The sequence below is a fragment of the Burkholderia aenigmatica genome, assembly GCF_048627025.1.
GTDB classification, from domain to species: Bacteria; Pseudomonadota; Gammaproteobacteria; order Burkholderiales; family Burkholderiaceae; genus Burkholderia; species Burkholderia aenigmatica.
Genome location: NZ_CP184469.1, coordinates 3,041,404 through 3,061,223, shown reverse-complemented (window position 1 = coordinate 3,061,223; position 19,820 = coordinate 3,041,404). Strand labels below are relative to the sequence as shown.

Annotated in this window: 18 protein-coding genes; 10 read left to right on the top strand and 8 right to left on the bottom strand. The window is 63.9% G+C overall.

Annotated features, from left to right (window positions below):
- Positions 1-43 precede the first annotated feature (43 nt).
- Positions 44-2,293, top strand: a complete 2,250-nt coding sequence (locus ACN8ZM_RS30835) for a hybrid sensor histidine kinase/response regulator (protein ID WP_043186267.1) — start codon at positions 44-46, stop codon at positions 2,291-2,293.
- A 45-nt stretch (positions 2,294-2,338) separates the two neighbouring features.
- On the opposite strand, the gene ACN8ZM_RS30830 is transcribed toward ACN8ZM_RS30835, so the two are convergent.
- A complete protein-coding gene (locus ACN8ZM_RS30830) occupies positions 2,339-2,893 on the bottom strand; it encodes an NADPH-dependent FMN reductase (RefSeq protein ID WP_043186265.1) in 555 nt (184 codons plus the stop codon).
- Between the two features lie 365 nt (positions 2,894-3,258).
- Between ACN8ZM_RS30830 and ACN8ZM_RS30825 the strand changes: the two genes are divergently transcribed.
- A complete protein-coding gene (locus ACN8ZM_RS30825) occupies positions 3,259-3,858 on the top strand; it encodes an RNA polymerase factor sigma-70 (RefSeq protein WP_043186262.1) in 600 nt (199 codons plus the stop codon).
- Positions 3,836-4,057, top strand: a complete 222-nt coding sequence (locus tag ACN8ZM_RS30820) for a zf-HC2 domain-containing protein (RefSeq protein WP_043186259.1) — start codon at positions 3,836-3,838, stop codon at positions 4,055-4,057. Before ACN8ZM_RS30825 ends, ACN8ZM_RS30820 begins: the two co-directional genes overlap by 23 nt.
- A gap of 135 nt (positions 4,058-4,192) precedes the next feature.
- Here the strand turns inward: ACN8ZM_RS30820 and arsC are convergent, their stop codons facing one another.
- Complete coding sequence (gene arsC, locus ACN8ZM_RS30815; protein ID WP_043186256.1) at positions 4,193-4,552, bottom strand: arsenate reductase (glutaredoxin); 360 nt, start codon at positions 4,550-4,552, stop codon at positions 4,193-4,195.
- 1,220 nt (positions 4,553-5,772) lie between these two features.
- Between arsC and parA the strand changes: the two genes are divergently transcribed.
- Both parA and ACN8ZM_RS30805 read left to right on the top strand, forming a co-directional pair.
- Positions 5,773-6,435, top strand: coding sequence for a ParA family partition ATPase (gene parA, locus ACN8ZM_RS30810; RefSeq protein WP_043186252.1), 663 nt, complete (start codon positions 5,773-5,775; stop codon positions 6,433-6,435).
- Between the two features lie 23 nt (positions 6,436-6,458).
- The gene (locus tag ACN8ZM_RS30805; protein WP_043186247.1) at positions 6,459-7,520 is read left to right on the top strand and encodes a ParB/RepB/Spo0J family partition protein; all 1,062 of its coding nucleotides are present in this window, start codon (positions 6,459-6,461) and stop codon (positions 7,518-7,520) included.
- A gap of 90 nt (positions 7,521-7,610) precedes the next feature.
- On the opposite strand, the gene ACN8ZM_RS30800 is transcribed toward ACN8ZM_RS30805, so the two are convergent.
- Positions 7,611-8,978 (bottom strand): replication initiation protein, encoded by a 1,368-nt coding sequence (locus tag ACN8ZM_RS30800; RefSeq protein ID WP_043186245.1) that lies wholly within the window; start codon positions 8,976-8,978, stop codon positions 7,611-7,613.
- A gap of 1,821 nt (positions 8,979-10,799) precedes the next feature.
- On the opposite strand from ACN8ZM_RS30800, the gene ACN8ZM_RS30795 reads away from it, so the two are divergent.
- A complete protein-coding gene (locus tag ACN8ZM_RS30795) occupies positions 10,800-11,981 on the top strand; it encodes a DNA-binding protein (protein ID WP_043186242.1) in 1,182 nt (393 codons plus the stop codon).
- 136 nt (positions 11,982-12,117) lie between these two features.
- On the opposite strand, the gene ACN8ZM_RS30790 is transcribed toward ACN8ZM_RS30795, so the two are convergent.
- From ACN8ZM_RS30790 to ACN8ZM_RS30780, 3 genes are all read right to left on the bottom strand, one after another.
- Entirely contained in the window at positions 12,118-13,137 is a 1,020-nt protein-coding gene (locus ACN8ZM_RS30790; protein WP_089451539.1) for a tyrosine-type recombinase/integrase, read from the bottom strand.
- Between the two features lie 102 nt (positions 13,138-13,239).
- Positions 13,240-13,620 (bottom strand): DUF2471 family protein, encoded by a 381-nt coding sequence (locus tag ACN8ZM_RS30785; protein ID WP_420211677.1) that lies wholly within the window; start codon positions 13,618-13,620, stop codon positions 13,240-13,242.
- 140 nt (positions 13,621-13,760) lie between these two features.
- Complete coding sequence (locus ACN8ZM_RS30780; protein ID WP_205821117.1) at positions 13,761-14,372, bottom strand: helix-turn-helix domain-containing protein; 612 nt, start codon at positions 14,370-14,372, stop codon at positions 13,761-13,763.
- Positions 14,373-14,533: 161 nt separating this feature from the next.
- Between ACN8ZM_RS30780 and ACN8ZM_RS30775 the strand changes: the two genes are divergently transcribed.
- Both ACN8ZM_RS30775 and tdh read left to right on the top strand, forming a co-directional pair.
- Positions 14,534-15,733 (top strand): glycine C-acetyltransferase, encoded by a 1,200-nt coding sequence (locus ACN8ZM_RS30775; RefSeq protein ID WP_043186231.1) that lies wholly within the window; start codon positions 14,534-14,536, stop codon positions 15,731-15,733.
- A gap of 13 nt (positions 15,734-15,746) precedes the next feature.
- Positions 15,747-16,775 carry an L-threonine 3-dehydrogenase gene (gene tdh / locus ACN8ZM_RS30770; RefSeq protein ID WP_011356765.1) on the top strand — a complete coding sequence of 343 codons (1,029 nt, stop codon included), beginning with the start codon at positions 15,747-15,749 and terminating at the stop codon, positions 16,773-16,775.
- Between the two features lie 401 nt (positions 16,776-17,176).
- Here the strand turns inward: tdh and ACN8ZM_RS30765 are convergent, their stop codons facing one another.
- Complete coding sequence (locus ACN8ZM_RS30765; protein ID WP_420211676.1) at positions 17,177-17,593, bottom strand: hypothetical protein; 417 nt, start codon at positions 17,591-17,593, stop codon at positions 17,177-17,179.
- On the bottom strand, positions 17,590-18,228 hold the full coding sequence (locus ACN8ZM_RS30760; protein WP_420211675.1) for a GNAT family N-acetyltransferase: 639 nt from the start codon (positions 18,226-18,228) through the stop codon (positions 17,590-17,592). Before ACN8ZM_RS30760 ends, ACN8ZM_RS30765 begins: the two co-directional genes overlap by 4 nt.
- Before the next feature lie 182 nt (positions 18,229-18,410).
- Between ACN8ZM_RS30760 and ACN8ZM_RS30755 the strand changes: the two genes are divergently transcribed.
- Both ACN8ZM_RS30755 and ACN8ZM_RS30750 read left to right on the top strand, forming a co-directional pair.
- On the top strand, positions 18,411-19,016 hold the full coding sequence (locus ACN8ZM_RS30755; protein ID WP_420211674.1) for a TetR/AcrR family transcriptional regulator: 606 nt from the start codon (positions 18,411-18,413) through the stop codon (positions 19,014-19,016).
- A gap of 63 nt (positions 19,017-19,079) precedes the next feature.
- A complete protein-coding gene (locus ACN8ZM_RS30750) occupies positions 19,080-19,559 on the top strand; it encodes a DUF1348 family protein (RefSeq protein WP_175023566.1) in 480 nt (159 codons plus the stop codon).
- Positions 19,560-19,820 lie beyond the last annotated feature (261 nt).

The window sequence follows — 19,820 nt, the reverse complement described above, 5'->3', positions numbered from 1 at the left end:
CTCGTTTATGATGGCAGGCACCTCCGCCTCACCCGCTTCTTCGATGACGTCCGACCGGCCCGCCGACTCCCACGCTCCCGCCTCCCCACCCGCCGACGACTGGCAGGACGACGGCAACTATGCGGCCGGTGCGCCCGAGCACGATTTCGCGGTGCGCCGCGTGACGTTGATCGTGCTGCTCGTCGCGGCGATCGTGCTGCCCTGCATCTACGTCGTGGTGATGGCGTACAGCGACCTGAAGACGCGCGAGGCCGCCGCGAGCGACGTGACGATGCGCACCGTGCGCGTGGCCGAGGAGCACGCGCTCAAGGTGTTCGACCTGAGCGAAACGCTCGACGCGCGCATCGTCGATCTCGTGCAGGACATGGACGACGCGACCGTGCGCAACCGGGAGTCCGACATCCACGAAGCGCTGAACACGATCGGCGGCGGCTATCCGCAGGTGGCCGCCGTATCGATCTTCGGCGCGAGCGGGATGCTGCTCGCGAACAGCCTCTACTATCCGGCGCCCTATGCGTCGATCGCGAACCGCGACGACTTCGCCGGCATCCGCGACGGCAAGGTGATCGAACACATCTCGCGGCTGATGATGGGGCCGCTCAAGCTCGAGAACATTCCCGTGTTCAACACGGGCGTCGCGCGACGCCATAGCGACGGCTCGTTCGCCGGGATGGTGTCGATCGCGCTGAAGTCGTCGTATTTCAACGCGTTCTACCGCGACCTGCTCGGCGGCGCCAGCACGCCGATGACGATGGCGCTCGCACGCTCGGACGGCGCGGTGATCGCGTCGTATCCGCCGCCGCCCGCACTCGCGCACACCGATCGCGCCGTCACGTTCGGCGACGCGCGCAACGATCCGCGCGCCGGCGTCGTGCGCGTGCGCCACGACGGCGCGAGCAGCGAGATCGTCGCGTATCGCCAGGTCGGCAGCTATCCCGTCTACGTGACGTGCGCGTACCGCACGTCGGCGATCTGGCGTGAATGGTACGAACACCTGAGCGTGCTGTTCATCTCGATGTTCGCGCCGTCGATCGCGCTGTGGTCGGTGATCTGGCTGTCGCTCAAGCGGCTGAAGGCGGAAGAGGAGGCGTGGGACCGCTGGCAGGCCGAAGCGTCGATGCGACGCTCGATCGAATCGGCGTACCGGCAGTCGCGCAAGATGCAGGCGCTCGGCAACCTCGTCGGCAGTGTCGCGCACGACTTCAACAACCTGCTGATGATCATTTCGAGCAACGTGCAGATCGTGCGGCGGCGCGGCGTCCAGCATCTCGACAAGGAACTCGGCGCGATCGAACGCGCGCTGAAAAACGGGCAGTCGCTCACGCGCCAGCTCCTCGGCGTCGCGCGCAAGCAGCCGCTGCACAACGAGACGATCGACGTCGGGCAATGGGTCGGCACGTGCCGCGAACTGCTGAAGACGTCGCTCGGTTCGAAATCGTCGCTGGTCGTTGCGATCGAGCCCGGCGTCTGGCCGATTCGCGTCGACGTCGCGGAGCTCGAACTCGCGGTGATCAACCTCGCGGTCAACGCCCGCGACGCGATGGCGGCCGGCGGCCGCTTCACGGTCGGCGCGCGCAACGTGACGCTGCGTCGCGAGGATGGCTTTCCGCTGACCGGCGATTTCGTGCAGATCGCGCTCGACGATACGGGGTCCGGCATGGCGCCCGACGTGCTCGCGCGCGCGTTCGAACCGCTGTTCACCACGAAGGCGCAGGGGATGGGGACGGGGCTCGGCCTGCCGCAGGTGTTCGCGTTCTGCGAACGCTCGGGCGGCCTCGCGACGATCGACAGCGCGGTCGGCGCCGGCACCTCGGTGCGCCTCTACCTGCCGCGCGCACGCGCCGAGGATGTCGTCGCGCGTCCGCCGGCGATCGCGCACGACGCGGGGGCAGGCGCGCTCGCCGGCCTGCATGTGCTGCTCGTCGAGGACAACAGCGAAGTCGCGGCCGGCACCGAAGCGCTGCTGTCGCTGCTCGGGCACCGCGTGACCTACGCGCCCACCGCCGACGACGCATTGCGCCTGATCGAGGGCGCAGCCGCGAACGACGCGTTCGACCTCGTGATTTCGGATATCCACATGCCGGGCAGCCTGAACGGCATCGACCTCGCCGAAGCAGTCGACAAGCGGCCGGAAAAACTACCCGTGATTCTGGTCACGGGCTACGCGGAGGAGCTCGACCGCACGCGCACCGTCAACGTCCGCGTGCTGTCGAAGCCGTTCGACATCGCGCTGCTCGACGAGATCCTGCTGGGCATCCGCGAAGCGCGCGACGCGCGGCACGCCGGCACGTGACCCGCTGCGTGCGGGCCGGCGCCGGCGGCATGAACGGGGCGACGCTCAGGCCGACTTCAGCAGGCGCACCCAGCCCGTGTAGCGATCGACGAAGCCCTGCAGGAACTTGCGGGTGTCTTCGCTGAGAATCTGACCCTGATCGTCGATGCGCGCCGGATCGTGCTTGATGAACATCTCGGGCTGACCGAGCGTCTTCACGTCGAGGTACGCGAGCACATTGCGCAGGTGCTGCTGCGCGAGGGCGGTGCCCGTCGCGCCCGGCGACGTGCCGAGCACTGCGCCCGGCTTGCCCGACCACGAGTTGGAACCCCACGGGCGCGAACCCCAGTCGATTGCATTCTTCAGCACGCCCGGAATCGACCGGTTGTACTCGGGCGTGAAGAACAGCAGCGCGTCGGCGGCTTCGATCGACTGCTTGAAGCGCTTCGCGACTTCCGGGAAATCCGAGTCATAGTCCTGGCTGTACAGCGGCAGCTCGCCGATCTCGACGAACTCGAACGAAAAATCGGCGGGGGCGAGCGAGATCACGGCGTGCGCGAGCGCGCGGTTCCACGAAGCACGACGCAGGCTGCCGACAACCACAGCAATGCGATAGGACATGGCATTCTCCTTCCGGTGAGTGAGGAATCGGATCGATTGCTTCCGAACGAGCGACAAAGGTCTGTTTATAGGCAAGCCAGCCCGCGAACCGTCCCACGGGGCCGTCCGGCCGACTTTCCACAAGGTTTTCCACAGAAATTGTGGATAACTTGGCCGTTATGTTCTGACGTTACAGATTGCCCGCCGCGGGTCGCCGCCGACACGCGACGCAGGGTTCGGCAAGCATAGCGCAGCGCGCCGGCCGATTTCGTGAATTCGCGACGGAACATGCATTGCAGCCCGGCACGGCGCCCAGTAAGCTGCTCGCACCGCGACGCGCCTGCCGGGCGGCGCAAGTGCCCTTGCCTCGAGACACGCAACCAGACATGCCGTCCGCCTACGACGACCCCGCCTATCTCGCGCAGCTGCGGCGCGACCTGCTGCGTTTCGCGCGACTCCAGCTCCGCGATGCCGACGCGGCCGAAGATGCCGTGCAGGAAGCGCTCGCCGCCGCGTGGTCGCATGCGGGCGATTTCGCGGGGCTGTCGGCTCACAAGACCTGGGTGTTCGGCATCCTGCGCAACAAGCTGATCGACGTGCTGCGCGCGCGGCAGCGAACGGTGAGCCTGTCCGCGCTCGATGCCGAGCTCGACGGCGAATCCGTGCTCGATCGCGAGCTGTTCAAGGAAAACGGGCACTGGGCCGCGCACGCGAAGCCGCGGCCGTGGCCTCGCCCCGAAACGCTGTTGCAGCAGCAGCAGTTCTGGGCGCTGTTCGAGGCGTGCCTCGATCACCTGCCGGAGCAGATCGGGCGCGTATTCATGATGCGCGAATTCCTCGACGTCGAGATTATGGACATCTGCAGCGAATTGACGCTGACGACGAATCATTGCAGCGTGCTGCTGTATCGGGCGCGCACGCGCCTGCGAACCTGCCTGAGCGAACAAGGACTGACGACCGAAGATGCTGCCGGGGAAATGTACTGACGTGACGCGACTGCTGTCGGATGCGCTCGACCGCCATCTGACCCTGCATGAGCGGCTGCAGGTGCGCGTACACCTGCCGACCTGCAGCGGCTGCAGGGCCTATCGCGGGCAGATCGCGCTGTTGCGGACAGCCGCGAAAGCAGCGGCGGGGCGGGGGCCTTCCCCGGATGATGACGGTGCGTCGTCCGGGGAAAGCTAAGCCTGGATCGCGTGACTGCCGATCGTCAGGGCGGCGGTGGCGTGCTGCCAGGCGATCGGGCTGGCTTCGATTGCCGATGCTTGTGTGAGTGCTTGCGCCGGGCTGACGCAATCAGAAAAATACGGCGGGCAAGAATTATTCGAACAGCGCCTGCACGGATTCGGGCGGCCGGCCGATGGCGGCCTTGCCGCGATAAACGACGATGGGCCGCTGCAGCAGAATCGGATGAGCGGCAATCGCCGCATAGGCTTCCACATCGGTCAGATCGGCGCGGGCGAGATTCAGCTCCTTGTACGGCGCCTCACCGTCACGCAGCATGTCGCGAACCGGGCGGCCAAGCTGCCGATGCAGCGCTTCCAGTTCCTCGACCGTCGGCGGTGTCTTCAGGTACTCGACGACTTTCAACGGCGCACCGGTGGTATTCAGCGACTCGACCAACGCAAGCGTCTCGCGCGACTTCGAGCATCGGGGGTTGTGGTAGATCGTGATCATCATTCAGGCCAGGAGGGGAGAGCCCTGTATTGTAGCCAGTCTGCATCGGGGGCCTGGCGGGGGCAGTCGGCGCGGGATCAGGCCTGGATTCGCTGCTTCGTAGAGGCAGGTGGATAAAACGGAGCGATGAACCGTGAGAGGGGAGTGCTGTTCGGGATGCGCGTCAATGAATCAATGGGTTTATGCGCATAAAGGTGGGTGGGACGCTATCGCGAGGCGGTGAATAAATGCCCGCACGCCAGATCAATACGATGGGTGTTTCGGACCGTAAAGGATGCTGGCGGGGGGTGTCGTAGGTCGGTTGGTTTATGCGCATAAAGCGTGTGATTGCAGGGTGAGGTAGCTCGCTGTTCACGGTGCGATGTGTGCGGACATTTCGGCGGGTCGGTGTGCTGCCTGTGTCGGTGTGCTGCCTGTGTCGGTGTGCTGCCTGTGTCGGTGTGCTGCCTGTGTCGGTGTGCTGCCTGTGTCGGTGTGCTGCCTGTGTCGGTGTGCTGCCTGTGTCGATGTGCTGCCTGTGTCGATGTGCTGCCTGTGTCGATGTGCTGCCTGTGTCGATGTGCTGCCTGTGTCGATGTGCTGCCTGTGTCGATGTGCTGCCTGTGTCGATGTGCTGCCTGTGTCGATGTGCTGCCTGTGTCGGTGTGCTGCCTGTGTCGATGTGCTGCCCTGCGTCGGTGTGCTCCCTCGCAGGGGATCTCGCCGCGCACGGGATTCCGGCGCGGTCGAGATGTGATCCTTTCGCTCACGGTTTATGCGCATAAACGTAGCGCCCGGACAGTGCACCGTGCCGACGTACGCGGGTTCAGTGGCACACCTCGACGCTGCGTCCCCGGCGGGGCACACCGCTCACCACTCACTCTCTGAAACGCCGGCTTTCCAGTCGCACGGCACGATCGACGGGCTCGGTTCCCGGGAGTTTATGCGCACAAACTTCCCGCCTCTCAGGCAAGACTGCCCTATCGAACGAAAGGGCAGTGCGCCGCAAGCCTGCGGCAACTCGCTACTCACCCCGACGACGCCATACGTGATGACGTCCCCGAGCCACCCATCGACGTTTCACGTGTCCGCCACACCATCCCATCGAGCCACCGGTCATCGCCGGTACGTTTATGCGCATAAACCGATAGTCCGAATGGCCAACGCGTAGTTGTCGAACGACAATTTCATTGAAATTCAAATATCGTCCTGTAGAATTCCAACGACCAAAATAGGAGTGAAAATTGGCCGCGGAAATCATTGCAGTCACTCAACAGAAAGGTGGCGTCGGCAAAAGCACGATTGCCATGCACCTCGGTGCCGCGTTCCATGAAAAAGGGAAGCGCATCCTCGTCATCGACGCAGACCGTCAAAACACCCTGGTTCACTGGTCGAGCGCATCCGGCGACAGCGAAACCGGCATTCCGTTTCCGGTCGTCAACCTGGCCGAAGCCGATGGCCAGATCCATCGCGAGATCAAGAAGTTCATCAACGACTACGACATCATCGTCGTGGACTGCCCGCCGTCGATCACCGAGAAAGTATCGGGCGTCGTCCTGCTCGCCGCATCGATTGCCGTGATTCCGACGTCGTCGTCGCCGGCCGACTACTGGTCGAGTGTCGGGCTGGTCAAACTGATCCAGCAGGCGCAGGTCATGAACGAAGACCTCCGCGCCGTCTTCCTGCTGAACAAGACCGAAGAGAAGCGCATGTTGACCCGCGAGCTCAAGCGCGCGCTCGAGGAACTCGGCTTCCCGTTGCTGAAGACGCAGATCCCGACCCGGGAAGCGTACAAACAGGCGATGGCGCTCGGTCAGACCGTGCTGCAGATGAACGATCGCGGCGGCAAGCTGGCCGCCGCAGAAATTCGCGCATGCGCCGACGAAATCGTCGCCATGCTGCCCTGACTTTATGCGCACAAAGGAGTCACATGAAACCCTCCCAATTTGCCAAAGGATTCCAAGCGCGCCCGGATATCACGACGAGCGAGAAGCGCACGGCGCTCGATCGACTCAATGCGATCGACGGCATCGTCAAGTCCGAGGCGCCCACCCCGGCGCCGACCAAATCCGCGAAGAAAGACATCGCGCCGCCGCCCGCGCCCGAGCTCACGCTCGATCCGTCGATCGATGAAACGGCGCAATATCGCGCGTGGCGCCTCGAGAACCGCTATGCGCCGGGGCAGGTGATCGAGCTGTCGCTGAAGGCGATCAAGCATAGCCCGTTCAATCCGCGGCACTTCTATCTGAAATCGTCGATTGCCGAACTCGCGGTCAACCTCGCGAAGCAAGGGCAGCAGCAGGCGATCCACGTGATTCCGGATTACGACAACCCGGGCACGTACTTCGTCAGCGATGGCGGCCGCCGCGTGCGGGCACTGAAGGAAGCGAACAAGGAATCGGTCAAGGCGATCGTGATCGACGTGCCGATCGGCATCCAGAGCTACAAGCTCGGCTACGATCTCAACGTCCAGCGCGATTCGCAGACGGTGTTCGACAACGCCGTCGTGTGGCGCCGCTTCCTCGACGACAAGCATTTCCAGAGCCAGAAGGAACTCTCCGAGCACCTCGGCCTCGACGAGTCGACGGTGGCCGTCGCGCTGTCGATCGGCAAGCTGCCGGAAGCGATCATGCAGGAAATGGTCGCGCGCCCTGATCGCTTCGGCTCGAACATGGCGTATCAGGTCGGCCGCTATCACAACGCGCGCGGCACCGAGGCCACGCTGCGGCTGATCAACAAGATCGTGTCGGACGATCTCAGCACGCGCCAGGTGTCGGACATCGTCAAGGGCCGCGTCGCGGCACAGGAAACGCCGAAGGCTGCGGGCCGTCAACGCTATGCGCAGCGTCTCGAGATCAAGCTCGGCGGCAAGGCGGTCGGCGACCTGAAGTCGTATGGCGAAGATCGCATCGAATTGCGCCTGCGCGGTCTCCCGAAGGACAAGCGCGACGCGATCCTCGAGCAGCTCGAGCGGATGCTGTTGTCGGAGTGACGGAAACGGCCGGCAGGGCCTGGTGAGGACGCCGGGCCCCGCAACTGAGGGCGGGGCCGGCGGCGGCCCGTCAGCGGGCCTGAGCGGGCCTCAGGCGGCCCGCGACTGGTTCAGCGTGAACGACAGCAGATCGCCGTCCGTCGGCTCGCCCCAGGTCTTCTGGGCCAGCCAGTCGAAAAAGGCCGTCTCGGCCAGCTTGGAATCGAGGCCGCGCTTGCGCCAGTCATCGCGCAGATGCGTGCCCATCGTCGGCAGCACCTCCGACTCGAACGACTCGCGCGCCACTTCGCGCTCGGCGTCGCCCTGCTCTTCGTACAGTACCTTCGCTTCCTTGCGGCGGAACGCCGCGAACTCGCTCAGCAGGCGTGCCTTCAGATCGTCCGGCTGGGCCGCTGCCACCTTCGCAGACGGCGTGCCGGCAGGCAGCGCGTCGACCGACTCGACCGGCGGCGCATAACCCTTCTTCAACGCATCCTTGAACAATGCCGGCGCGCTGCGCACCGGCGGCAGCGTCGTGCTGCGCATCCGCTGCTCGGTCATCTGCAGCGCGGCACGAATGCGATTCTCTTCGCTGTCCGCATAGAGCGTCTGCGCTTCCTTCAGCGGGATCCCGAGCTTCACCATCCGGTCGACCAGCGTGCTGTCGAATACGTTCGGGTGTTCGTCGAGTGCGAGCATCGGCTGCTTGCGTTCGGTCACGCGGAACTGGATCTCCGCCACCCGGCGCCCTTCGCGGTGCTCGATCAGCTCGACGAAGATGTTGGTGACCGCGTTGACTTCCGCGATCGCGGGACGCAGATAGTCGCGCTTGAAGTACTTGTACTCGCGCTTCGCCTCGTCGCCGGCTTCCGTGTCGGGCGTACCCGACAGGATCGGCCGCCACCATTCCCACGGCTCGCGCATCGTCAGGTGGCTCGGGTTCGTCAGGTAGCGCACGCAGATTTCGTACAGCGCGAGGCCGGCGCTGCTGCGCAGCTGGCTCTGGAACTGCAGGCTCAGGCGTGCATACTGGACCGGGTCGAGGAGCTTCTTCTTGATCTTCGGTGCGAACGAGAATTCGACCCACACGCGGCGGGTCGCCGGATCCTCGAGAATTTCCGCATCGGCGATCAGCGTCGAGATCCCCCACTTGCGGCCCGGCTTCTGGCTCGACGTCCCCGTGCTCCATTCGACCTGCACCGACACCATGCGGCGCAGGTGTTCCTTCACCAGCGCGGTATCGTTCGAATCGAAAGCGGAGTTGGCGACGATGTCCGACAGCAGCGCGCGATACGTATCGCCCGAGTCGTCGGCCTGCTGCGCCACGGCCAGCAGGACATTGAACAGCTTGCGAGTGAGGAGCGTGATCTTGCCGCTCTTCGGCTGAATTGCGATCGCCTCGACGGCCTTCCGCAATTCGGCTGAACTGGCACTCACCACATCCACATCGGTTTTCTTGGCGCGCTTCGTCGTGGCCATACGTCGGGTCGGAGGAGAAGTTTTCCGGAAGGATAGCGCCTGCGGTGAAGTGCGTCCAGAACGACATGCTCACCATAGCGGGTGAAGTGCGCGTGCAAAACGGCACTCACCCCAGGCGCTCCCGAAAACCCTCACCGCTCCGGATTTGCAGCGTTCCGGACTCGTCCAGACGTGCTGCGGGATGCGCCGATTCACAGAATTTCACCTGTGCACGATACGTGCGGAATGTGCTCCCGTATCGGCTCACCTTTCGATTTGTCGTAATTTTACGACTGCGCAGCTGTGCGTTCGGCACAGGGTTGCGATCCCACCTCCCCGCGGCTCCCGATCGACCCGCATCGGGCTGTATGCATGTACAGGCGCGACTCATCGGGAGATCGCGATCGGGCTCGGCATCCCGGAAGACGCCTGTGAAACCGGCCCGCGCACCCTGATCGGGCCTGCTTTGCCGGCCCGGGCGCGCATTGTACAGCGCACAAACCGTGTCAGGTCCCGAAAATACTCACCTCGAGCACAGTGTGTTCATTCGTCTCGTTGTCGACGAATGCCCGACACGCACGGGATTCGCTATCAGAGCCTCCCGAAAAAGCTCACCGTCCGGAAAAATCGCTGTGCCTTCACAGGCAACGGAATGGCTCCCGAAAAACCTCACCGTAACCGTCGCAGTATCAAAAAACCCAATGCGATCCGATACTTATGCACAGAAGGCATTTAGCTGTGCGCCACCGACATCCCCCGAAAAGCCTCACCTTTCGACGGAAATCCTTCATACGACAACGCTGTGTCAGCCCCCGAAAAATCTCACCTGTGCCAAAAAGAGGCACAGCAAAAACGAGATTTCTTCCAGTCCTGGCGGGCTTTTCGGCGAATTCGGCAGCTCATGGATCCCGAAAAGCCTCACCTTTGACCATTTTTCGGGCAAATTCCATTCCCGGAGAGACTCACCTGTGGCCCGAATCCCAGCCTGTGATCCAGGCCCCGAAAAATCTCACCTCAACGGGATCCGGGCAGGAAAACCCGGATTTCCCTCCCGAAAAACCTCACCTTTAGGGCATCACAGGCCCCCAAACGTGCTTTTGCTGTGCAAAATGGCGTTCGTTTCCCGGAAATCCTCACACCAAACTGCCCTGGAGTCCCGTGAAACCTCACCTTTCACAAAAACTGCCTAAAAGATGGTCAGAATCGGGGCGCGAAGAAGGTCCTGCAAATTCTCACCTATGTCTGCACAGGCAGAAAACTGTGCAGTCAGGCACAGCGCGGGTTCTGTGGCTGTGAGGCCCCGAAAAGCCTCACCTTTGGGAAATCTTGTGTTTCACTGTGATCCCGAATCCGCTCACGACCTTTCCTGCAACGGCTCACGCTGGTCCCTGAACCCCATCACGTCAGCTCCCGCAGAAGATCACCTTGGCTCCCGTAAAACTTCACCTTGTCGGCCGGAAAGCCTTGAAGCATAAGGCTGTGCCGTGGCGTTAACGTTTTTAACTAAGGGTTCAAGGGTGTTTACTTCTAATACTCTCAAGACATCGGCTGACGAGTTTTCCACAGACACCCCAACCCCTGAACCCCCACAGGCAATCGGATCCGTGATCATGTGAAACAAATGCCGAAATTCGGGGTCTGCGGGAAAATGCTTGTGCGACAAGGACTTGGCTGACTTTCTTCGCTTTGTTTCACGGAATCCTGGACCACAGTCGTCCGGATTGGCTCACAGACCCGATTTCTGTGCGATACGACGTAAATTCACAACGTCGAGCCGAAACAAGTATCAATAAATACGTATTTCGTTATGATTGCCACACTTCAATGTCTGTGAGCACAGCGATGACCCTGGACGAAATACGTCAAGCCATTCGGGACGAACTGGAATCGCTGCGCGCGAGCGGTGCGCGACGGCAGGAATTGTCGCTGCATGCGTGCAAGCGGCTGTTCTTCGATCTCGGCATCCGGCCATCGGCTGCCAACGTCCGCGATCTCACCCAAACCGGCAGTGCCAGCGATATCCCGAAAGACATCGACCATTTCTGGGAACGCATCCGTTCCGCGTCCAAAGTCAGGCTCGACGGTGCCGCGATCCCGAAGGCCGTCGAGGAAAAGGCCGGTGCGTTGCTCGGCGCACTGTATGAAGAAGCGTTGAAAGCGGCGCGGGACAGTCTCGATGGCGATCGCGAGCAGGTTCGCGCCGGCGTTGCCGACGCCGAACAGCGGTTGCGTGACGCAACCGTCCGCCAGGAGACGCTCGAGGGCGCACTCGCGCGGGGCGAAGCGAAAAACGAGCAATTGCAGGCTCGCGTGACCGAACTCGAGGTCCAGCTCGCGTCGCAAACGACGCACGGTTCGGCCAGCGAAGCGACGTTGCTCACCACAGTCGCTCGACTTGAGAAGGAACTGGCTGCCGCCGCCGGCCGTGTCGAAGCCGAGCAGGCGCAGAACGCCACGCTGCGCGACCGTATCGATGCGCTGCAAGCCGAACTGCAGCAGCGCACCGAGCACTACGCGCAGCAAATCAAGGACGCGGTGGCCGAAGCCGAACGCCGCGTCAAGCCGATGCTGGTCGAGCTGGATTCGTTGCGCAGCATGGCGTCGACCTATCAGAGCGGTTTGCGCGACGTTCAGCGCAAGGAATTCGATTTCCTGCAGCAACTGAGTTCAGCCAAGGCGCGCGCCGACCGGCTGGAAGAACAGTTGCGCAGCCAAGGTGATGAACTGGAACGGGCGACGCGCGAGGTGAGTTCGCTACGTGCGAGTCGCGGCATGAATCCGGAAATCGCGACGCTGATCCGCCGCCTCGCCGATGCGGGGCAACTGGATGCGGAGGCGTTTGCCGCGATCGGCACCTCGCTGGATCACGACACGCCGGTGCCGGCCCATTGCCCGCATTGCGATGGCGAGCCGGAACTGTCACACGGTGAAGAGGGTTTTGAAGTGGCCTGCCCCGAGTGCGAACACGCTTCGGGCGCATGGCCGTCCCGATTCGAAGCCGTCGCGCACTTTGCGCACAGGTGACGCCAGGATCGGCTGCACGGCACAGGTGAGACGATCCGGGGAGCTTGAGGTGAGGTTTTTCGGGAGCTGTGAAACGGTGAGGCGGCGCCACGCAAGGCTGCTCACGGAACGCTTCGCGTGAGCAGCCGTTTGGCGATCAGTGAGTATCGTCGCGGTCGGACGCGTCACCGTTGCTGTCGGCCAGACCGTCGCGCCAGTTCTTCCATGCGCGATGCAGGCGGTTCGACGAGATCGGCCGCATGAAGCCCAGCCATTTGCCGACCCGTTCGGGCGGCACGTCGTGTTCGAACAATTCGGCCGCGTAGGTATTGCGCAGCGTTTGCGGGCTCGCGCGTGCGGTGCGCGACGACGTGAGCCCGGCGGATTCGACGATCGCGTCGATGGCGCGCAGCATCGTCGCCTTGTGCATCGGTCGCCCGGCATGGGATGCCGGGAACACGAGTTCGCCAGGGATTTCCTGGCGCTTGCGCTCGGTGAGCCAGGCTTCGAGCAGGGCGATCGCGAACGATGCCAGATGCGTTTCGCGTGCGAAATCCGGATGCGTCGACTCGATCTGCAGCGACGTTCCACTCGTATTGATGCAACTAATCGTGAGTGCGCGAGCTTCGCCGGTCTTGATGCCGGCACCGAGAAATGCGGCGACGAGCGCGCGGTCGCGCCGCTCCTTCCAGTACGCGGAACCGGATACGCCGATCGGCGAAAACAGGTAAGTGAGCAACGTCGCGCGCTCGGCTGGCGTGAGGAAACCGGTCGGTTCGTTGTCGCGTGCCTTGCGCCAGTTCGCTTCGCCATCCTGAGCAATGAACCGGGCCGGGTTGGTCGATGCATATTCGGTGCGCCGGATGTGGTCGAGCACGCGCTCGATCAGCCGCAAATAGCGCATTCGTTGGGTTTTCCGGATCGGCAGTTCGCCGACGAAGTTCGCGATGGTTGCGGTATCGACGGTTGCCAGATTCTTCTGGTGCGCACGCATCCATGTGAGAAACGCGCCCCATTGCGCGCGATAGACGTCGGCCGACGAGCGGCGATAGTCCTGCATGGCGAGCCATGCATCGAATGCGGCTTCGGGCGAGATGATCCAGTCGGATGCGCCGCGGTCGAACAGATCCGTTTCTTCCGGGCGTGCTGGGGTGTCGGGAGAGGCGGGAAGGGACATGTGATTTATTCCGTTAGTTGCGTATATGGTAGCCCTTTCCGCAACGCATCGGGCTGCAAGAGGCTGGACAAGGCCACCGTGCGCGGTAGCCCGGGCGGGCAGTCAGTCGCCCCACGCCTTGGACGGGCGGTGCGCACGCTCGAGCGGCGCCGTGTCGAGCGACGACTTTGCCGCTGCTTCGTACGCGAGAACCGCGAACGAAAAAACGGCAGGCAGCGCATTCGAGCGCCCGAAGTCGATCGGATCGTCCGTTTCGGGAAATGTCATGTCCAACTGCCGTTCGAACAATTGACGCATGCCGGCCTCGTGCCGGCTGGCAAAGCCGAGATCGGCGAGTGCTTCGGCCTCGATGGCGTGCAGCAGGCGCCACGTCAGCGGGACGCGCTGGTGGATGTAGCGCCCGGCGATATGCCGGACGATCAGCTCGAGGTCGTGCGCGGCAGCCTTGAAGCTGAGCGCGGCCAAATCTTGTTCTTCTGTCATTGCAGGCTCCTGTCGACCGGGCGGGCGCCTCGGTGCGCCAGCTCCGGCCCATGCATGGCGGAATGTCCGTATACTGTACAAACATACAGTGTTTTCCGCAACCGGCCTGCAATTGGCCCTTTGGCCAGCTATCCGCGCCGTCAGCGATGTATCACGATCAGCAATGCCCGCGCCTCGGCCTTGCCGGGATTGCGGATCGCGTGCGCCTCGTCGGCCGGGTAACGCGCGGTGTCGCCTACCTTCAGGCGCCGGCTGGCCGCCGCGGCTTCGATTTCCATCGCGCCCTGCAGCACGGTGAGGTGCTCGCGCGTGCCGGGCTCGTGGGCGTTCGATATCAGCGCGCCACCGCTCGGCAGCGTCAGCTCGTACCACTCGAACTTGCCGGCGAGGTCGATCGGGCCCCACACGCGCAACTGGTAGCGGCCGTCATGGCCGGCGAGCGTCGGGATGTCGTGCGGGCCGTCCACGCGAATGGTCTCGGGCGCCTTCGGCTGCGAGAACAGCTCGTCGAGCGTGATGCCGAGCGCGTTCGTCAGCCGCCACGCAACGGCGATCGTCGGGTTGGCCTTGTCGCGCTCGATCTCGGAGAGCATCGATTTCGATACGCCGGCCGCGCGCGACAGGTCGTCGAGCGTCAGCTTGCGTTCGTTGCGCAGCCGCTGGATCTGCTCGCCGACACGTGGCGGCGTTGCGGCCGGCGGTTGCGGTGCGGCGCTGGCAGGCGTGCGCCGCGAACCGGAGGAACTTGCCATTTGGATTCCGTTCGCTTAGAGTTGTTCGATATTTCGAATTCTAGTTCGGAATATCGGATAAATGCGGTCAACCGAACGACCGACTATAACAGTAGCAGGCCGTTGCGCCGCCGCCACGAGTGGCGCGTTGCGGAATGCGAAACCCTGTCAGGAGCTTTGCGATGCGTGATGCCTTTCTCGCCCAGGTGCGCGGGACGCTGGACCAGATCCGCGCGGACGGTTTTTACAAGACCGAGCGCGAGATCGCGAGTCCCCAGGCGGCAGACGTGCGGCTCGCCGGCGGTGCCGGCGTGCTCAATTTCTGCGCGAACAACTATCTGGGTCTGGCGAACGATTCGCGCCTGATCGATGCGGCGAAGGCCGGCCTCGACCAGGACGGCTTCGGCATGGCATCGGTGCGCTTCATCTGCGGCACGCAAACCGTGCACAAGCAACTGGAAAGCGCGCTGGCCGCATTTCTCGGCACCGAGGACACCATCCTCTATTCGAGCTGCTTCGACGCGAACGGCGGGCTGTTCGAGACGCTGCTCGACGAGAACGACGCGGTGATCAGCGACGAGCTGAACCACGCGAGCATCATCGACGGCGTTCGCCTCTGCAAGGCGAAGCGCTTCCGCTACAAGAACAACGACCTGGCCGACCTTGAGGCGAAGCTCAAGGAAGCCGACGCAGCGGGCGCGCGCCACAAGCTGATCGCGACCGACGGCGTGTTCTCGATGGACGGCATCATTGCCGACCTGAAAGGCATCTGCGATCTCGCCGATCGCTACGGCGCGATCGTGATGGTCGACGATTCGCACGCGGTCGGCTTCATCGGCACGCACGGCCGCGGCACGCCCGAGCACTGCGGCGTCGAAGGTCGTGTCGACATCATCACGGGCACGCTCGGCAAGGCGCTCGGCGGCGCATCGGGCGGCTACGTCGCCGCGCGTCGCGAGGTCATCGAACTGCTGCGCCAGCGCTCGCGCCCGTACCTGTTCTCGAACACGCTCACGCCGAGCATCGCCGCGGCATCGCTGAAGGTGCTGGAACTGCTCGGCAGCGACGAAGGCGCGAAGCTGCGCGAGCGCGTGCGCGAAAACGGCGCACGGTTCCGCCAGCAGATGACCGAAGCGGGCTTCACGCTGGTGCCGGGCGCGCATCCGATCATCCCGGTGATGCTCGGCGACGCGCAGCTCGCGACGAACATGGCCGACAAGCTGCTCGACGAAGGCGTCTACGTGATCGGTTTCTCGTTCCCCGTCGTGCCGCGTGGCCGTGCGCGCATCCGTACGCAGATGAGCGCCGCGCATACGCCCGAGCAGATCGACCAGACGGTCGCCGCGTTCGTGCGCGTCGGCAAGTCGCTCGGCATCATCTGACGGAGGCGCGATCATGAAAGCACTGGCAAAGCTCGAACGTGGCCCCGGCCTCACGCTCACGCGCGTGAAGCGTCCCGAAGTCGGCCACAACGACGTGCTGATCAAGATCCGCCGCACGGCGATCTGCGGCACCGACATCCATATCTGGAAGTGGGACGACTGGGCGCAGAAGACGATTCCCGTGCCGATGCACGTCGGTCACGAATATGTCGGCGAGATCGTCGAGATGGGGCAGGAAGTGCGCGGCTTTGCGATCGGCGATCGCGTGTCCGGCGAAGGCCACATCACGTGCGGCTTCTGCCGCAACTGTCGCGCGGGGCGCCGGCATCTGTGCCGCAACACGGTCGGCGTCGGCGTGAACCGCGAAGGCGCGTTCGCCGAGTATCTGGCGATTCCGGCGTTCAACGCATTCAAGATTCCGCCGGAGATCTCCGACGATCTCGCGTCGATCTTCGATCCGTTCGGCAACGCGACGCACACGGCGCTGTCGTTCAACCTCGTCGGCGAAGACGTGCTGATCACCGGCGCAGGCCCGATCGGCATCATGGCCGTCGCGATCGCGAAGCACGTCGGCGCGCGCAACGTCGTGATCACCGACATCAACGACTACCGGCTCGAGCTCGCACGCAAGATGGGCGCGACGCGCGCGGTCAACGTCGCACGCGAGTCGCTGCGCGACGTGATGTCCGACCTGCACATGACCGAAGGCTTCGACGTCGGCCTCGAAATGTCCGGCGTGCCGAGCGCGTTCACGAGCATGCTCGAGGCGATGAACCACGGCGGCAAGGTCGCGCTGCTCGGCATTCCGCCCGCGCAGACGGCGATCGACTGGAACCAGGTGATCTTCAAGGGGCTCGAGATCAAGGGCATCTACGGCCGAGAGATGTTCGAGACCTGGTACAAGATGGTCGCGATGCTGCAGAGCGGCCTCGACCTGTCGCCGATCATCACGCATCGCTTTGCGGCTGATGATTACGAGAAGGGCTTCGCCGCGATGTTGTCTGGCGAAAGCGGCAAGGTGATTCTCGACTGGACGGCCTGAGCGCCGCAGGGGCAGTGTGGCGAGTTCGCCGCCTGCCCCGTTTTTGTTTTACGTCTGTGTTTTCCAGATGAAACGCGCGAATCTCGGCTCAAGGTGAGATTATTCGGGAGCTGTGTTTGCGCGCCGAATCGCGGCGCGAACGCACATCGGTGACCTGCAATCGCACGTTCACTTCACCTGTCGACAGTTGCGTCGCTTCCCGCCATCCCGCCATCCCGCCGTTCGGCACCTGCTCCCCTCTTCCGAGCACTTCCCTCTTGGCTTGCCGCGTGATCGTTCGTTACGCGCCCTGTGCGATGCCGTGCCGACCGCGCCATCAACCGTGAGCCTTCACGCCGCATTGCGACTCACTCATGCGCGGGGCGATCGACATCAATCGACATCGAGCGGTGCGCAGACCGCTACTTGATCCGTTCACCATTCAACCCTCGCGGGTCGAGCTGAAGACTCAACACCACGAGCCAGCGCTTCGGGCACTGCGGCGCAACGTCGACCGGGTCGCCGTGCGCGCCGGGAGCCGTGACGAACCCGTGTTGCGCCGCGTATTGATACGCGCGCAACGCGTCCGCCTGCAGCCAGAAGCTGACGAGCGCGCACGTCACGAAGCGGAACAGCAGCACCGTCGCGGCATCGGGCGCGAAACCGGTCATGACGAGCAGGCTTTCGAACGCGAATGCCAGCGCTTGCGCGACCGCGATCGTGAGAATCGTCAGCTTCAACACCCCGCGCAGCCGCAGCGCCGCGCGCACGCGTGCCTGCCGGACGGTGAGTGGGGTGTGATCGTCGCCGCCTTCGCGCTTCGGCATATCGTGTTTCATGACGCCGCCCCGACGTGCCGCGCGACCTCGATCTGCGTCGTATCGCCGGCCACGATGCGACTGTCCGCGATGCTGACGGATTTGCACAGGATCGTGCTGTCGTAGTTGTGTCCCGGAAAGCGCATCACGTCGATCGGTTGAAATCCTTCGCGGCGATAGAAATCGATGAGCCGGATCGCCGCGTATGGCGCGTCGAGTGCGAGGTGCGTCGCGCCGCGCGCGGCGGCCCGCCGTTGCGCGAATGCGAGCAGCGCACGGCCGATGCCGCGATCCTGCCAGACGGGATCGACGGCCAGTTGGCCGAGCGTTGCGACGTGCCGGCTGCGGTACGGATCGCAGCGGGAATCGGGATCGTGCGAACGCATCGTCATCGTCGCGACCAGGTGCGCATTGCCGAGCGCGACGAAGCACTCGCCGGTGAGCACGCGTTCGCGCGTCGCCGAGGCCGGCTGATCGACGCACGGGCAGTTGAAACCCAACGCACCGAGCGGTGCGAAGGCGCGATGCAGCAGCGCGGTCAACGTGTCGTACGAATCGTTGCGCGGATCGAAGCGCCGCACGACGACGCGGCCATCGAGCCGCTTGGCATAAGCCGCATAGGCACGCGCGGGGCGCGCGGTTTCCGGTCGCTGCATGATGTCCTTTCGCCCAGACAGGGTGACCGAAGTGTAGTGAGCGTCGCGCCTCCGCTTCAAGAAAAAATGTCGTAAACGCGGCGGGCCGCGGCGCACAGCCATGAAGCGATTCAGCCCTCTCGTCGACAGGGCTTTTGCATGCGGGTGTTGACGATGGAGAACGATCGTTCTACCGTAAACCAATGAACACACCTCACGACCCCTCCGGCGAACCGGGCGTTCGCGACCGCCTGCTCGATGCGGCCGAAGCGTTGATCTATTCGGGCGGCATCCATGCGACGGGCGTCGATGCGATCGTCAAGCGATCCGGCGCGGCACGAAAGAGCTTTTATTCGCATTTCGAATCGAAAGAAGCGCTGGTCGTGGCCGCGCTCGAACGTCGCGACGAGCGCTGGATGCGCTGGTTCGTCGATGCAACGCTGGCGCGCGGCAAGGCGCCGCGCGTGCAGTTGCTCGGCATGTTCGACGTGCTGCGCGATTGGTTCGGACAGCCCGACTTTCATGGCTGTGCGTTCCTGAACGCGTCGGGCGAGATTGCCGATGCCGACGATCCCGTGCGTGTCGTCGCGCGTGCACACAAGGCACGCCTGCTGGCATTCGTGCGTGAGCGGCTCGATGCGTATGCCGACGAAACGGGCCTCGAGCGTCGCGGACTCGCGCGCCTGGCGCGCCAGTGGCTCGTGCTGATCGACGGCGCGATCGGCGTGGCGCTCGTGTCCGGCGATGCGAGCGCCGCGCGCGATGCGCGCGCAACGGCCGAACTGCTGCTCGACGCGGTGTCACGGTAGTCGAAGCCGCGAATCCGAACCGGCCGCGGGCGTCCGTGGCCATCACCTGAACTGGAGCACCCCATGTCCGCTTCCCCCGAAGTCCGTCCGCCCGTTCCGCCGTTCACGCTCGAAACGGCGCGCCAGAAGGTGCGCGCCGCCGAGGACGCGTGGAACACGCGCGACCCGCAGCGCGTGTCGCTCGCCTATACGCCGCAAAGCCGATGGCGCAACCGTGCGGAATTCGTGACCGGCCGCGACGAGATCGTCGGGCTGCTGCAGCGCAAGTGGACGCGCGAGCTCGACTACCGGCTGATCAAGGAGCTGTGGGCATTCGGCGGCAATCGCATCGCGGTGCGCTTCGCATACGAGTGGCACGACGACGCCGGCAACTGGTTTCGTTCATACGGCAACGAAAACTGGGAATTCGACGAAAACGGCCTGATGGCGCATCGCCACGCGAGCATCAACGACCTGCCGATCCGCGAGCAAGATCGTCTCTATCGCTGGCCGCTCGGCCGTCGTCCGGACGATCATCCGGGGTTGTCCGATCTCGGGCTGTGACGAGCGCGTCGACTCGACGGATCGGCGCAGGCATCATCGGGTTTCAAGGGTGAGGAAATTCGGGAGTCGATGCGCTGAAGGTGAGATTTTTCGGGACGAGGTGAAATGTCGCGTCGGACTGTGTGCTTCAAGCCGTTCGACGCGGCATCGTCCCGGGCAACGCGGACAGGTCGCACACGTCGCCAGCGTGTGAAGCGCGTATTGGCATGCAACGGTGTGCTTCACCGCGTGATGCATCTCACCGATCGAACATTGCACAGG

Coding starts and splice junctions, on each gene's coding strand:
- ACN8ZM_RS30835 (WP_043186267.1), top strand. CDS start 44: ATGACGTCCGACCGGCCCGCCGACTCCCACGCTCCCGCCTCCCCACCC.
- ACN8ZM_RS30830 (WP_043186265.1), bottom strand. CDS start 2,893: ATGTCCTATCGCATTGCTGTGGTTGTCGGCAGCCTGCGTCGTGCTTCG.
- ACN8ZM_RS30825 (WP_043186262.1), top strand. CDS start 3,259: ATGCCGTCCGCCTACGACGACCCCGCCTATCTCGCGCAGCTGCGGCGC.
- ACN8ZM_RS30820 (WP_043186259.1), top strand. CDS start 3,836: ATGCTGCCGGGGAAATGTACTGACGTGACGCGACTGCTGTCGGATGCG.
- arsC (WP_043186256.1), bottom strand. CDS start 4,552: ATGATGATCACGATCTACCACAACCCCCGATGCTCGAAGTCGCGCGAG.
- ACN8ZM_RS30805 (WP_043186247.1), top strand. CDS start 6,459: ATGAAACCCTCCCAATTTGCCAAAGGATTCCAAGCGCGCCCGGATATC.
- ACN8ZM_RS30800 (WP_043186245.1), bottom strand. CDS start 8,978: ATGGCCACGACGAAGCGCGCCAAGAAAACCGATGTGGATGTGGTGAGT.
- ACN8ZM_RS30795 (WP_043186242.1), top strand. CDS start 10,800: ATGACCCTGGACGAAATACGTCAAGCCATTCGGGACGAACTGGAATCG.
- ACN8ZM_RS30790 (WP_089451539.1), bottom strand. CDS start 13,137: ATGTCCCTTCCCGCCTCTCCCGACACCCCAGCACGCCCGGAAGAAACG.
- ACN8ZM_RS30785 (WP_420211677.1), bottom strand. CDS start 13,620: ATGACAGAAGAACAAGATTTGGCCGCGCTCAGCTTCAAGGCTGCCGCG.
- ACN8ZM_RS30780 (WP_205821117.1), bottom strand. CDS start 14,372: ATGGCAAGTTCCTCCGGTTCGCGGCGCACGCCTGCCAGCGCCGCACCG.
- ACN8ZM_RS30775 (WP_043186231.1), top strand. CDS start 14,534: ATGCGTGATGCCTTTCTCGCCCAGGTGCGCGGGACGCTGGACCAGATC.
- tdh (WP_011356765.1), top strand. CDS start 15,747: ATGAAAGCACTGGCAAAGCTCGAACGTGGCCCCGGCCTCACGCTCACG.
- ACN8ZM_RS30765 (WP_420211676.1), bottom strand. CDS start 17,593: ATGAAACACGATATGCCGAAGCGCGAAGGCGGCGACGATCACACCCCA.
- ACN8ZM_RS30760 (WP_420211675.1), bottom strand. CDS start 18,228: ATGCAGCGACCGGAAACCGCGCGCCCCGCGCGTGCCTATGCGGCTTAT.
- ACN8ZM_RS30755 (WP_420211674.1), top strand. CDS start 18,411: ATGAACACACCTCACGACCCCTCCGGCGAACCGGGCGTTCGCGACCGC.
- ACN8ZM_RS30750 (WP_175023566.1), top strand. CDS start 19,080: ATGTCCGCTTCCCCCGAAGTCCGTCCGCCCGTTCCGCCGTTCACGCTC.